The sequence below is a fragment of the Castellaniella hirudinis genome, assembly GCF_047468865.1.
Classification (GTDB): Bacteria; Pseudomonadota; Gammaproteobacteria; order Burkholderiales; family Burkholderiaceae_B; genus Castellaniella; species Castellaniella hirudinis_A.
The window spans coordinates 50013-63345 of sequence record NZ_JBLGTV010000001.1; the positions used below are offsets into that span (position 1 = coordinate 50013).

Annotated in this window: 9 protein-coding genes and 2 tRNA genes; 7 read left to right on the top strand and 4 right to left on the bottom strand. The window is 63.0% G+C overall.

The annotated features are described in order from the left end of the window. Positions 1–6 precede the first annotated feature (6 nt). From ACMHYJ_RS00220 to ACMHYJ_RS00230, 3 genes are read left to right on the top strand one after another with little or no spacing between them, the layout of a single operon-like run. Positions 7–2007, top strand: a complete 2001-nt coding sequence (locus ACMHYJ_RS00220; RefSeq protein WP_414244184.1) for a LodA/GoxA family CTQ-dependent oxidase — start codon at positions 7–9, stop codon at positions 2005–2007. Further along, complete coding sequence (locus ACMHYJ_RS00225) at positions 2007–3185, top strand: NAD(P)/FAD-dependent oxidoreductase (protein WP_414244185.1); 1179 nt, start codon at positions 2007–2009, stop codon at positions 3183–3185. Before ACMHYJ_RS00220 ends, ACMHYJ_RS00225 begins: the two co-directional genes overlap by 1 nt. Positions 3186–3242: 57 nt before the next feature. Further along, the gene (locus tag ACMHYJ_RS00230) at positions 3243–4172 is read left to right on the top strand and encodes a 2-hydroxyacid dehydrogenase (protein WP_414244186.1); all 930 of its coding nucleotides are present in this window, start codon (positions 3243–3245) and stop codon (positions 4170–4172) included. A 33-nt stretch (positions 4173–4205) separates the two neighbouring features. Here ACMHYJ_RS00230 and ACMHYJ_RS00235 read toward each other — a convergent pair whose 3' ends face one another. Next, positions 4206–5297 (bottom strand): ADP-ribosylglycohydrolase family protein, encoded by a 1092-nt coding sequence (locus tag ACMHYJ_RS00235; RefSeq protein WP_414244187.1) that lies wholly within the window; start codon positions 5295–5297, stop codon positions 4206–4208. Positions 5298–5468: 171 nt separating this feature from the next. On the opposite strand from ACMHYJ_RS00235, the gene ACMHYJ_RS00240 reads away from it, so the two are divergent. Continuing rightward, on the top strand, positions 5469–6377 hold the full coding sequence (locus tag ACMHYJ_RS00240) for a M14 family metallocarboxypeptidase (protein WP_414244188.1): 909 nt from the start codon (positions 5469–5471) through the stop codon (positions 6375–6377). A gap of 223 nt (positions 6378–6600) precedes the next feature. Here ACMHYJ_RS00240 and ACMHYJ_RS00245 read toward each other — a convergent pair whose 3' ends face one another. After that, positions 6601–8181 (bottom strand): diguanylate cyclase, encoded by a 1581-nt coding sequence (locus tag ACMHYJ_RS00245; protein WP_414244189.1) that lies wholly within the window; start codon positions 8179–8181, stop codon positions 6601–6603. 137 nt (positions 8182–8318) lie between these two features. Here ACMHYJ_RS00245 and ACMHYJ_RS00250 point away from each other — a divergent pair. After that, a tRNA-Met gene (locus ACMHYJ_RS00250) sits at positions 8319–8395 on the top strand. 109 nt (positions 8396–8504) lie between these two features. On the opposite strand, the gene ACMHYJ_RS00255 is transcribed toward ACMHYJ_RS00250, so the two are convergent. Continuing rightward, complete coding sequence (locus ACMHYJ_RS00255) at positions 8505–9176, bottom strand: metallophosphoesterase (protein ID WP_414244190.1); 672 nt, start codon at positions 9174–9176, stop codon at positions 8505–8507. Between the two features lie 475 nt (positions 9177–9651). Between ACMHYJ_RS00255 and ACMHYJ_RS00260 the strand changes: the two genes are divergently transcribed. Then, entirely contained in the window at positions 9652–11226 is a 1575-nt protein-coding gene (locus ACMHYJ_RS00260; protein WP_414244191.1) for a M10 family metallopeptidase C-terminal domain-containing protein, read from the top strand. 308 nt (positions 11227–11534) lie between these two features. Then, a complete protein-coding gene (locus tag ACMHYJ_RS00265; protein ID WP_414244192.1) occupies positions 11535–13109 on the top strand; it encodes a M10 family metallopeptidase C-terminal domain-containing protein in 1575 nt (524 codons plus the stop codon). A gap of 145 nt (positions 13110–13254) precedes the next feature. On the opposite strand, the gene ACMHYJ_RS00270 is transcribed toward ACMHYJ_RS00265, so the two are convergent. Beyond that, positions 13255–13331, bottom strand: a tRNA-Arg gene (locus ACMHYJ_RS00270). Positions 13332–13333 lie beyond the last annotated feature (2 nt).

Sequence of the window (13333 nt, forward strand, 5' to 3'; positions counted from 1 at the left end):
GAGCTTATGTCCGCAGCCATTAAAAGCATACGCATTCATCCCGGCATCGGCCTGGCCCGCATGGGCAACAGCGATGAATTCTTCATCGGCCCCGAGGCCCCCGGGGTGGTGGTGGATCCCGGCGGCCAGGGCGGGCCCGGGCCCGACGGCGGCAGCTATCGTGATGCCGACATGCGTCTGAAACGCCAGGCCCAGCGCTATCGCGTGTATGCCTACGATGCCGACGACCAGGTCATCGGCGAACTCTCCGCCGCTTCCGATCAGGTCAAGTCCTTGCATTGGCGCGTGCACGTGCGCAACATGAAAGCCGCCAACTACGCGTTCCAGGGGGCGTATTTGTTCAACCCCGACAAGCTGCGCAATGCCGGCATTCAGCCTGGCTTGGAACCCGGCCAGCGCGACCAGTTGATCATCGACCCCGGCGTGCAGACGATTGCCTCCGGCCAGCGCGACGCGGTGGTTCTGAAGGGCGACGTCTTCACCGGCATCGAAAAAGGCAAGCTGCCCGGCGCTTTGCGGTTCGAGGGGTATACGCCCGCCGACATCACCCAGGAAGTCGACGTCACCTATGCCCCGGCACGCGGTATCGAGCTTGGCCAACTGCGGCTGGATGAAGCCGACCGCCTGTTGTTCGTCGCCTCGCCCGGCAAAGGCGGGTGCGTGACCACCCCGAAAGTCGCCCTGTCCAACCCCAGCGAATTCCACAATCCGCCCAACGGCCCCGATAGCGGCGAAGATCCGCTGACCAATCAGTTCGCGTATTTCAATATTCCCGGCTGGTGGGACGATACCTGTGGCGGCGAAATCGACGTGACGGTCACCTTGGCCGATGGCACGGTGCTCAGTACGCGCGATGGCGTGGCGTCCGCCACGGACGAAGGCCGCCGCAATCCTTTGCGCGGGGCCTGGGTCGTCACGGCGCCGCCCAAGTATGCGCCCCATATGATGCACGTGGTCTCCATCCTGGATCGCGTCTACGAAGCCTTTCCCGAGGTGTATCCGCACGCGGGCGAGAAAACGGATTTCTACCGGGATGTCTATCCGCTGTTCGCCAAGGCGGTCAATTATGGCTGGGTCAGCGCCCAGGCGGCGGGGGTGGATCCCAGCACCAAGAACCTGGCGCACGGCCCCAAGCAGCCCGGCAATCTGCTCAGTCCCGATTACGTCACGGCCTTGTCCAATCCCGGCGAGGATTTCAAACCCTTGCGCGAACGCATCTACACCCTGATGCGGCACGCTTCGGGCCCGCGCAGCCGCTTGGTGGATTCCCTGATGCCCGCGCCGCCGCTGCGGCCCGAGAGCTGGAAAAAACCCGAATTCACCACGGCCGTGGATGAACACCAGATGCCCAAGCTCTGGGGGACGGGCGGGAAACCCCTGCAAAATCAGCAGTTGGGGGACGATTTCCCCAATCAGTTCCTGAGCCTGACCGACTGGCAGCTGCGCCACTTGCAGGATTGGGCCGAAGGCAATTTCCAGGTCGGCGCCCCGCAGGCGCCGGTGGCGCTGGATGGGCTGCCGCTGGCCCAGCAGCCGCACGCCCTGGATGCCGCCGCCCTGGAGCCCACGATTGGCGGGGGTTTCCATCCCGGCATCGAGTTCCCCTACCTGATCATTTACCGAGAAAAATTCGCCGCCGCCTTCCGGGTGGCGGGGGATATCGAGCCCGGCGCCCTCAGCGCTTATATGTCCAGCCCCTGGCAGGGCGATTTCTGGTCCTGCAATACGGCCTGGTGGCCCACGCAGCGGCCCGACGTCGTATTCCAGTACGACAGCAAGACCCAGGATCGCACGCACCGCGAATGGTTCCGGGGCTACGACGAAAGTGGTGAGCCCTTGTCGTCCACCGACGGCTACGACCAGATGTTGTACGCTTGGCCCAAGCTGGGCATGGTGCTGCCGCTGAAATCCGCGGATGGCCAGTTTGTGCGCGATAACGGCGAAATCGTCTTTGTCGAGCAAGAACGCGATCCCGTGCTGGATCGGCCGCCCGGCAACGCCGGCTGATGACGTCGGGTGCGCCTGTCGCGGGCGCTTCCTGGGATGTCGTGGTCGTGGGGGCGGGGCCGGCCGGCTGCGCTGTTGCGATCACGCTGGCGGGCTTTGGCTGGCGCGTGCTGCTGGTTGAAGCCCGCGCCGCGCCGCGCTTCAAGCTGGGTGAATCCATTGCCCCCGGGGCCGTGGGCTTGGTGCGGCAGTTTCTCGGGCCCTCGGCGGATGTGCTGGATCGCGTCGCCGCCGGCTTTCGGACGGCGGGCAACGTGTCGTTGTGGGCCGGCGCACAGCCTGATACGACGGATTTTTTCTATACCCCCGCGGGCCACGGCCTGTGCGTCGACCGCTTGGCGTTCGACCAGGCCCTGCGCGACCGGGCAACCGCCGCCGGGGCGACGCTGGTGGGCGGGCGCTTCGTGTCCTGCGTCCGCCAGGTGGACGGGCTGTCGCGCTGGCGGGTGACGCTGGATCAGGCACAGGCACAGGCACAGGCGGGCGGCGCCTGCGTGCATCAGGCCCGGTTTCTGGTGGATGCCTCCGGGCGCGTCGCCGTGGTGGGCCGCGCCTTGGGCGTGGCCTGCCAGCCTTTGGACGGCCTGTTTGCCTATGCCCAGTGGTACGACAGCGCGATGCCGGATCAGGACGTCTATACCCGGATAGAATCCGGCCCGCTGGGCTGGTGGTACAGCAACCGGCTGCCGGGCGCGGCCGCGCGGCGCCTGCTGGTGTTTCATACGGATCACGATTTGCCGGCCGCCCGCCAAGCCGCCCACCAGGCCGGCTTTGACGCCTTGCTGCAGGCTTCGACCCACCTGCGGCCCCTGCTGCGGGACAAGGGTTATGCCGCCGACGGCAGCCGCCCGGTGCGTGGCGCGCCCGCGGGCAGTCAGCGCCTGCAGGCGTTTGGCGGGCCGGATTGGCTGGCTGCGGGGGACGCCGCCCAGGCCTACGATCCCTTGTCGTCCCAAGGCATCTGGAAAGCCCTGGACAGCGGCAGCGAAGCCGGCCATCAGGTGCATTATCAGCTGCAGGCGGCCGTCCCCGCGGGCCGGCCGCAAAGCCAGGTGCAACAGTATCTGGATGGCCAGGCGCTGCGCTGGGATCGCTATGTGCTGCAGCGCAATTTTTATTATGCCCAGCAGGATCGCTGGCGCGAGGGGGCGTTCTGGCAGCGCCGGCGGGGCGATTAGGCTGACCCCTTGTGCTACAGTCCCCCGTGTTCTGTCGTTCTCGTCTGGTATTGCCGAATGGAAATCGTTTTTGCCTCCCGCCATGAATCCAATCCCCAGGAATGGATCGATGCCCTGCAGCGGGCGCTGCCCGAGCACCGGGTGCGGGCGCTGGATGACCCGCAAGCGGCGGAGCAAGCCCGGATCGCCGTGGTCTGGGCCCCGCCCGCGGATCTTTTCCAGCGCGAACCCGGTCTGACGCACGTGTTCAATCTCGGGGCCGGTGTGGATGCCTTGCTGCCGTTGCCCGGCCTGTCCGATGCCGTCACGCTGGTGCGCATGGAAGACGGCGGCATGGCGGTGCAGATGGCGGAATACGTGCTGCATTATCTGATCCGCGAATCGCGCGACCTGGGGCGCTATGCCGGCCTTCAGGCGCAGGCGCGCTGGCAGCCCCTGGCGGACATCGACCGGCAGGCCTGGTCCGTCGGGGTCATGGGCGCGGGGGTCATGGGCGCGCGGGTGGCCCAGGCTTGCGCCGCCCTGGATTACCCGGTGGCGGTCTGGTCGCGCAGCGGTAAAACCGTGGCGGGGACGCCAGGGTATGCGCACGGCCAACTGGCCGAATTCCTGGCGCGCACCCGGGTGCTGGTCAATGTTTTGCCCCTGACGGCGCAAACCGAAGGTATTTTGTCGCAGGCCGTATTCGACCAATTGCTGCCCGACGCGTATTTGATCAATATTGCGCGGGGGGCTCATCTGGTCGAGGCCGATTTGCTGGCCAGCCTGCAATCGGGGCGCTTGCGCGGGGCGGCCCTGGATGTCTTTGCGCAAGAGCCGCTGCCCGTCGGCCATCCCTTTTGGGCCGATCCCCGCATCCAGGTGACCCCGCACGTGGCCGGCGCCAGCCTGTTGTCGCTGTGCGTGCGGCAGATTGCGGACAAGATTCGCGCCGTCGGCCGGGGCGAGGCCATTACCGGCGTGGTGGATCTTTCCCGGCAGTACTGAGCGGCAAGCGCCCCGATCCCGGCTTCCGGCAGATCAGTGCGCGGCGTCCGCCTGGCGGGCCAGTTGCCTGGCCCGGGCCAGGCGCCGGTCGGCGTGTGCCAAGCCTTGCAAGAAACGCTCGGGGATGGCCTGGATGCCGCCGATGGCGCCGCACAAGGCGCCGGTCAGCATGGCCCGGGCCATGTTTTGTCCGCCGCCGTTGATCGCGTGCAGGACGGCCGATTCAAAATCCCCCTGGAAGCGGCCCGCCAGGTAGTAGGCGGCGGGAAACTGATGGTATACCGCGCACGGCATGCCGTATACCAAGGATGCCTTCCAGGCGGGTTCGATGCGGATGTCCGGGTCTTGCGCGGCGCGCACCACGCAAGAGGCCGTCAGCAGGGCGTCGGGCGACGGGAACTGGCCCGCGTGGCGGGCGGCCTCCGGCCCTGAGGACGGGGGTTGCTCGCCCGGCTGGGTGACCGCATGAAAGGGCAGGGCGCCGTCGTGCACCAGCGCCATCAGGCGGCTTGAAGTCTGGGCGTCCAGGGGTTCGCCGCGCAGCAGGCTGCCCAGCACGCAGGTATAGGCCACCGTCATGGCCATGACGGTGGTGTCGTGTTGCGTCAGGGCGGTATTGGCCGATGCCAGCTTGGCCAACTGGGCGGGTTGACGGGCGTAGCGGACGGCCAGGGCGGGCATGCGTTCGGCGGCCTCGGTGGTGTCGGCCAGGCCGGACACCTGTCCCCAGGGGCGGTGTTCGCGCATCCGCAGGCGCCAGGTTTCACGGATGGATTGGCTGGTATAGCCGCCCGGGCCGCCCATGGGGGCGCCGTCCAGCTGGGTGAACAGATCCTCGTCCAGCCGCCGGCAGAAGTCGCTTTCCTGGTAGCCGCCCTGATCTGCCAGGGAGGCGGCCAGCAGATCCAGGATCAGGCCGGCCTGCGAAGATTGTCCCGCCTTCATGCCGCCGTGGTAGCGATCCGCTTGCGGGTCGGCATAGTCGGTGATCCAGGGGCCGTAGTCGCGGCGCAGGGCGTCCAGGTCGTAATACCAGTGGGGCCCCAGGGCCAGGGCGTCGCCGATATAGGCGCCCATCAGTGCGCCGCAGGCGCGGTCTTCGAAGGTGGGGGTCAGGGAGGTCATGGTGTGCGGTGTCCGGTAGGCTCAAGGTGCCAGTATGCGATTTTGTCCCGCTGGATTGCAAGCTGGCCGGCGGATGCGGATCATGCCGCCGGGGGCCGTCCGGGACGGATTGCGGTTTTCGGCCCGCGGGCGCATGCTACAGTCACCCGAATTTTTCCAAGGAGCCCTCGAATGCAGTTTTACCCGATCGGAACCCCGGGCGTCGCCTGGGGCGATGCTGAAAAAGCCCAATGGCTGGGCCGTCAGCGGCGCCAGCGCAGCTATGCCGACCAGGTGCTCGACGCGATCGAGCCGCTGCGCGGGCTGTACGATGTGATTCAGTATGGCCAGCTGGATTACGCGCCGGATCACTACCCCCTGATGGCGCTGCGCAGCAAGGATTGGCAGGCGGATCGCCCGCTGGCGCTGGTGACGGGCGGGGTGCATGGCTACGAATCCAGCGGTGTGTTCGGCGCCTTGCAGTTTGCCGTGCAGCATGCGCAGGACTATGCCGGGCGGCTGGATATCGCCATCGTGCCCTGTGTCAGCCCCTGGGGATTCGAGCGCATCCATCGCTGGAACCCGGCCGCCCTGGATCCCAACCGTTCGTTTCGGGCCGACAGCCCCGCCGGAGAGTCCGCCGCCCTGATGCAATGGGTGGCCCCGTTTGCCGGGCGGGTCAAGGTGCATATCGACTTGCACGAGACTACGGATACGGACGAATCCGAATTTCGTCCGGCCCTGGCCGCCCGGGATGGCCGGCCATTCACCCCGGGCGGCGTCCCCGATGGGTTTTACGTGGTGGACGACACCGAGGTCCCGCAGCCCGATTTCCAGCAGGCCATCATCCAGGCGGTGCGGCAGGTCACGCATATTGCCCCGGCCGACGAGCATGGCGAAATCATTGGCTCCACGGTGGTCGCGCCGGGGGTCATCCGCTATGCCCTGCGGTCTCTGGGCTTGTGCGCGGGCCTGACCGATGCGCCTTACCGCTGCACGACCGAAGTCTATCCCGACAGCCCCCAGGCCAGTCCTGAGCAATGCAATGCGGCCCAGGTGGCCGCCGTGCGCGCCGCGCTGGATTTCGCCCTGGCCCATTGATCAGGGTAAATCCCAGGCTTGCATTGGGTGCCGCGCCTGCCTATACTGAAGCTGCTACCAAATGGTAGTGCTTCATCGCCATCAAGGCGTTGACATTGCGCTGCGCCCATGCAGCGCTACTGTCCCAGTGGCAGTAAGGCCCCACCAAGAGGTGGGGCCTTTACGTTGGTGCGCACTCCATAGTGCGCGGCGTATCGGCGCGTCTGGCGTGGCGGGCCAGCGCTCAGACGGCTTCCACCGCCTGGCGGACAACCCGGTTGCGGCCTTGCTGCTTGGCCAGGTATAGCGCCCGATCTGCCGCTTTGATGACGGCCTCGCTGGCTTCCAGGCCATCCGGCCGCCCGCCGGCCACTCCAATGGATACCGTGACCGTCCGATCCGGCAGTATCGGCGCCTGCGCCACCGCTGCCCTCAGCCGTTCGGCGATCACCGTGGCGATGTCCGCCTGGGTGGCGGGCAGCAGAACCAGAAATTCCTCCCCGCCCAGCCTGAACAAGGCGTCCCCGTCGCGTGCCTGACCGCGCATGATGTCGCTGAGCTGGCAGATGACCTGGTCGCCCACATCGTGGCCATGGGTATCGTTGATGCTTTTGAAAAAGTCGATGTCCAGCAGCATGACGGCATAGGGCTGGCCCATGTCCTGACAGGCTTGCAGCGCCAGGCCCAGGCCGCGGCGGTTGCCCAGCTTGGTCATGGGATCCTGGTAGGCGGCCTCGTGCAGCAGCCCCAGTTGCAGGCCCACGGCCCCCAGGCCGGACAACAAGGCGTTTTGCAGGTATTCAGCTTCGAAATACCAACAGCGCACCGAGCGGATGCGCTGTGGCATCTGATCTTCGTAACCTTCTTGCATGATTTGGGCCAGGGCTTCCAGGGGGCGCGACACCAGCGTGGACAAATACCACAACAGGGCCAGCAGCGCGACCACTGGGATCAGCAGCTGCCACAACATGTTGTGCATCAGCGTGCTCAACTGCGCAAGCGTCACCCGTGTGGGCCGCTGCACCACAATCCCCCATTGTGCACTGGGAACATAGGCAAAGCCTGCGAGCATATCCTCGCCTTTGCTGTTGATGATGCGTTGCCTGCCTTGGATGCCCTTCAGCACGGCATCGATGGCCAGGTTTACCCCGACTGTCGTGCCGATCCTGTCTTCATCCGGGTGGTACAGTAAGCGGCGGGCGGAATCGACCACGTACACGTAGGTATCATTGCGAAAAAAGTGTTCGCTCAACTGGCGGGCCAGTGCGCCGTTGGAGTTCAAGTAGATGGTGCCGGTCAGATAGCCCCTTTCTGGCTTGTTCGCCGAGCGCAGGGGGTGGGTCAACTGGATGGCCAGATTGCCCAGGACGGTGGTAAATGGCTTGCTGATGGTGGGCCCCTGGTGGCGCAGGGCCGTGCGTGGGGTGTCCAGGTCGATGCGTCTGCCTTTCAGATTCCTGGACTGCGGCGATACCGTGACGATGTACCCCTGGTTGTCGGTGATTGAAACGGTATTGAAACCCACGCCTTGCTCCCTCAGGTAATCGACCTCGTCCTGGAGGGAGGCGAGCTGCTGGCTGGATTGCGCGATGCGGTTTGCCGTGTAGGCCAGGTCTTGCTGGGCTTGTGCCAGCAGGGTGGCGGTGGAGGCCGCCAATTTTTCGGCGAAGGCCTGGTTGGACGTCAGGGTGTCGTCCATCAACTGGTCTTTTTGTACCTGGTAAACCCCGATCGTGCCTGCCAGCAGCATGGTCAGCACGCTGCCTATAGACAGAACCAGCACCAGTTGGCGCAGGGTGATACGTGAACGTGGCCGGATCAGCATCCCGGGTGTCCTTTTTGTTGGCGGCATCCAGAATGACTGCCTTTTACCCTGTAAGCCTACTATAGATGGGCGGCCGGAACCATGACGCGCGGCAGGGCTTGCGAGATTTAAAAAACTTGCTTATAATTGCGTGCTTTGGCGCATTAGCTCAGTTGGTTAGAGCGACGGAATCATAATCCGCAGGTCCGGGGTTCGAGTCCCTGATGCGCCACCAGAATTTTCCCTGTTAAATCAGGACATTGAAGCCACCCGCTGCGGTGGCTTTTTTGTTGTCTGCGGTTCGGGTGTCAACCGAGTGCCAATGCGGGGTCAGCGGATCACCTTCAGCGTTTGCAAGTCCAGCAGCGTGAACTGCCCACCCTCGCGCCAACCGCCTGTATCGATGTAGAAGACATTGCCCAACTGCGCCATTCTGGACAGGGTACGTGTCCATGGACTACGGCGCGTACATTCCTGATGGGCTGTGTGTACCGCGTGCGGTAACGATCCGTCGACCACAGACAGGCTTCCCGATCGTTGGCGCTGAATTGTTCATGGTGGATGGCCTGCCAGTCGTCGTAGGGGAAATCGGCATGGACGATGCCGACCATCCCTTGTGGGGTGTCCACCTCTATCGCCAGCGGCAACCCGCGCAGACGTTGTGCGATGCGTTCCTGCTCGACCCGACTGCGCTGATCCAACCATTGGCCGCCATGCGCCACATGATCGACCGCAGGATACGGATCGCCGGCGGCCCTGCGCCATGTCATCAAATCGTGGTTGCCGCAGATGGCATGAAACCAGGGCCGATCCAGCCAATGCAGCACATGCTGGGATTCCGGCCCGCGATCCACCAGATCGCCCACCGAAAACAGCCGGTCGAATGCCGGCGCAAACCGGATCTTCTGCAAGGCAGTTTCCAACTTGCTGAAGCAGCCGTGTATGTCGCCCACCGCGAAGTCTCGGCCTGACTCGTTGGCGCTGAATTGTTGTACAAGGGGATTACGGGAGGTCATGCTGTTGCCGGGGCCGGTGATGCTGAATTTGTCTTGGCGACGTGATCATGGCCAGGTCAGCATGCCTTGACATCGTCTTATCGGTACAACGTACTGAGCCGATGCGGCCATGTCAAGGGCGGGCACGGAAGCCGCCGCCCGGCTTGCCAGAAACGGGTGGGCGCCCGGCGAAGCGAATCCTTGGTACCCGGCTGTTGGTGAGCAATGCTGCGGCTTGCCTGATTCACCGCTGATGCCGTGTCTGCCGCTGGCGGCTATTCGGCCTTCTTCAAAGCAGCCTTTCAGGGCCGACAAAGCGAACCACATGGCGCCACATCGCATATTCGTAAGAAAAACGCCTGGCCATCGGTGTCCGTGGCCTGGCTGTCTCTTGGAACGACGTCGATAAGTATTCCAGCGCCCGGTTTATCTGTAGAATCATGAACCAATACCCTTTTTTACAGCAGTGTCATTTGTTAACCCAAGGAGTGTAGACATGGCCCTTCCTCAATGGACCGACCAGCAAGTCTTCGATCAGATGAACTCCGGCAGCACATGGCCCAATCCGGTCATTACGTATGCCTTTCCTCAGTCTTCCAGCGCATATTCCGACCCGGAGTTGGCCGAATACGCGGCTGGGTTTTCACCCTTGAACGCGGCGCAGCAGCCCCTGGTTCAGTTGGGCATGATGTTGTGGGATGATCTGATCGCGCCCAGTATTACCCAGGGGTCGGTGCACAGCGCCGACATTCTGGTCGGCAATACGGCCAATACGGATGGCTACGCCTTTGCCCTCTATCCGCGCGATGGCGGCACGGTCTGGTTCTCGTCCCATCATGACAACCTGCTGGCGCCGAAAATCGGCGAAGACAGCTTCATCACCTTTGTGCACGAAATCGGCCACGCGCTGGGTCTGGATCACATGGGGGATTACAACGGCGACGATGACGATGGGCCGTCGTCCTACCAGGACAGCGACATGCTGTCGATCATGTCGTATTATGGCCCGGGCATGAACCGGGGCGAAGGCCTGGTGGCCTGGGGCGATTGGTTTGGGGCCGATGGCCGGGGGCATTCGGCCCAGACGCCGATGGTCAACGATATCATGGTGATCCAGGAGATGTATGGGGTCGACACCACCACCCGGGTAGAGGACACGGTCTATGGCTTTGGCTCCAATGTCCAGGGCCCCCAGGCGCAGATTTTCGATTTTTCCGTCAATGAATACCCCATTCTGACGATTTACGACGCCGGCGGGGTGGACACCCTGAATCTCAGCGGCTGGGGGACGGATAGTCTGGTCAACCTCAATCCGGGCCAGTATTCCTCTGTCAATGGCATGACCAACAATCTCGCCATCGCCTGGACGACGCTCATCGAAAACGCCGTGACCGGGGCGGGCAACGACGTCTTGCGTGGCAATGCCGCCGATAACTACCTGAATGGCGGCGACGGTCAGGACAGCGCGGTGTTCAGCGGGGCGCTGCCCGGCTACGACCTGAGCTACAACGTGTTCAGCCGGGAATACGCCGTGCTGGATCTGACGGCGGGCCGGGATGGAACCGACACGCTGCTTAATATCGAATACGCCAATTTCAACGGCTTCCAGGCCAACCTGAATGATCTGACTCCGGCGGTCTACCGTTTTTACAACGCCGACCTGGGCCTGCATTTCTATACGTCCAATAACGACGAAGCCACTGCTGTGACCCAGTTGAACGGTTTTGCGTATGAAGGCGAGGTGTTTGGCCGCAGCGTCGATGGCGCCAGTATTCCCGGTGCGGACACCGTGGTCGTGCAGCGTTTCTACAATCAGGCCACGGGCGATCACTTCTATACCGCGGGGGTGGACGAGGCCAATAGTCTCATGGAACTCGGCGGAGCCTGGCAGTACGAAGGGCAGGCCTTCAATGCCTACGGCGCCCAGGTGGATGGCACGACGGCGCTGTACCGCTTCTTGAATGCCGAGTCCGGCACCCATTTCTACACGGCGGATACCGCCGAGATGGAAGCGGTGATGCAAAGCGGCTATTTCAACTACGAAGGCATTGCCTTTTACGTGACCGCCTGAGCGTGACCGCTTGATGCGATGCCGGGGGGCATTGTCCCCCCGGCCCGGCCATCCGTGAGGCGAAGATGCGCACAAAGCACAAGGGCTTGCATATCGAAATATGTAAGCCCTGATTTGTATGGCGCGACTGGCAGGATTCGAGCACACGACGAGACAATGCAAGTCAGTGGCGCGGTCATTTGTCCGAGCGCCATGTCTGGCCTGAAACGAACGTTTGTAAGGTACGCCAACATCCTATTTGTCTGTAGAATCATGAACTAATACCTTTTTTTACAGCAGTGTCATTTGTTAACCCAAGGAGTGTGGACATGGCCCTTCCCCAATGGACTGACCAGCAAGTCTTCGATCAGATGAACTCCGGCAGTAAATGGTTTAGCCCGGTCATAACGTATGCCTTTCCCCAGTCTACCAGCGCATTTTCTGACCCGGAGCTGGCCGACGTCTTGACTGGGTTCTCACCCCTGAACGCGGCGCAGCAGCCCCTGGCTCAGTTGGGCATGATGTTGTGGGATGATCTGATCGCGCCTAGCATTGTCCAGGGGTCGGTGCACAACGCCGACATCCTGGTCAGCAATACGTCTGCTACCGAGGGCTACGCCTTTGCCCTCTATCCGCGCGATGGCGGCACGGTCTGGTTCTCGTCCCATCATGACAACCTGCAGGCGCCGAAAATCGGCGAACACGGCTTTATCACCTTTGTGCACGAAATCGGCCACGCGCTGGGTCTGAATCACATGGGGGGTTACAACGGCGACGATGACGATGGGCCGTCGTCCTACCAGGACAGCGACATGCTGTCGATCATGTCGTATTATGGCCCGGGCATGAACCGGGGCGAAGGCCTGGTGGCCTGGGGCGATTGGTTCGGGGCCGATGGCCGGGGGTATTCGGCCCAGACGCCGATGGTCAACGATATCATGGTGATCCAGGAGATGTATGGGGCCGACACCACCACCCGGGTAGAGGACACGGTCTATGGTTTTGGCTCTAATGTCCAGGGCCCCCAGGCACAGATTTTCGATTTTTCCGTCAATGAATACCCCATTCTGACGATTTACGACGCCGGCGGGGTGGACACCCTGAATCTCAGCGGCTGGGGGACGGATAGTCTGGTCAACCTCAATCCGGGCCAGTATTCCTCTGTCAATGGCATGACCAACAATCTCGCCATCGCCTGGACGACGCTTATCGAAAACGCCGTGACCGGGGCGGGCAACGACGTCTTGCGCGGCAATGCCGCCGATAACTACCTGAATGGCGGCGACGGGCAGGACAGCGCGGTGTTCAGCGGGGCGCTGCCTGGCTACGACCTGAGCTACAACGTGTTCAGCCGGGAATACGCCGTGCTGGATCTGACGGCGAACCGGGACGGAACCGATACGCTGCTTAATATCGAATACGCCAATTTCAACGGCTTCCAGGCCAACCTGAATGATCTGACTCCGGCGGTCTACCGGTTTTATAACGCCGACCTGGGCCTGCATTTCTATACGTCCAATAACGACGAAGCCACGGCTGTGACCCAGTTGAACGGTTTTGCGTATGAAGGCGAGGTGTTTGGCCGCAGCGTCGATGGCGCCAGCATTCCCGGTGCGGACACTGTGGTCGTGCAGCGTTTCTACAACCAGGCCACGGGCGATCACTTCTATACCGCAGGGGTGGACGAGGCCAATAGTCTTATGGAAATCGGCGGAGCCTGGCAGTACGAAGGGCAGGCTTTCAATGCCTACGGCACCCAAGCGGATGGCACGACGGCGCTGTACCGCTTCTTGAATGCCGAGTCCGGTACCCATTTCTACACGGCGGATACCGCCGAGATGGAAGCCGTGATGCAAAGCGGCCATTTCAACTACGAAGGCATTGCCTTTTACGTGACCGCCTGAGCGTGACCGCTTGATGCGATGCCGGGGGCCTTGCCCCCGGCGGGCGGCCCTCAAAGAAGTCACGCAAATTCACCCAGGCAAAGAAAAACCGCCTAGGCGTTGGCCCCTAGGCGGTTTCTAACCTGCTGATATTGCAGGGTAATTCTGGCGCGGCTGGCAGGATTCGAACCCACGACCCCTTGGTTCGTAGCCAAGTACTCTATCCAACTGAGCTACAGCCGCTA

What these genes read in the sequence shown, in the direction of transcription:
- ACMHYJ_RS00265 (WP_414244192.1), top strand. Translation starts at nt 11,535, where the DNA reads ATGGCCCTTCCCCAATGGACTGACCAGCAAGTCTTCGATCAGATGAAC.
- ACMHYJ_RS00255 (WP_414244190.1), bottom strand. Translation starts at nt 9,176, where the DNA reads ATGACCTCCCGTAATCCCCTTGTACAACAATTCAGCGCCAACGAGTCA.
- ACMHYJ_RS00235 (WP_414244187.1), bottom strand. Translation starts at nt 5,297, where the DNA reads ATGACCTCCCTGACCCCCACCTTCGAAGACCGCGCCTGCGGCGCACTG.
- ACMHYJ_RS00245 (WP_414244189.1), bottom strand. Translation starts at nt 8,181, where the DNA reads ATGCTGATCCGGCCACGTTCACGTATCACCCTGCGCCAACTGGTGCTG.
- ACMHYJ_RS00230 (WP_414244186.1), top strand. Translation starts at nt 3,243, where the DNA reads ATGGAAATCGTTTTTGCCTCCCGCCATGAATCCAATCCCCAGGAATGG.
- ACMHYJ_RS00240 (WP_414244188.1), top strand. Translation starts at nt 5,469, where the DNA reads ATGCAGTTTTACCCGATCGGAACCCCGGGCGTCGCCTGGGGCGATGCT.
- ACMHYJ_RS00260 (WP_414244191.1), top strand. Translation starts at nt 9,652, where the DNA reads ATGGCCCTTCCTCAATGGACCGACCAGCAAGTCTTCGATCAGATGAAC.
- ACMHYJ_RS00220 (WP_414244184.1), top strand. Translation starts at nt 7, where the DNA reads ATGTCCGCAGCCATTAAAAGCATACGCATTCATCCCGGCATCGGCCTG.
- ACMHYJ_RS00225 (WP_414244185.1), top strand. Translation starts at nt 2,007, where the DNA reads ATGACGTCGGGTGCGCCTGTCGCGGGCGCTTCCTGGGATGTCGTGGTC.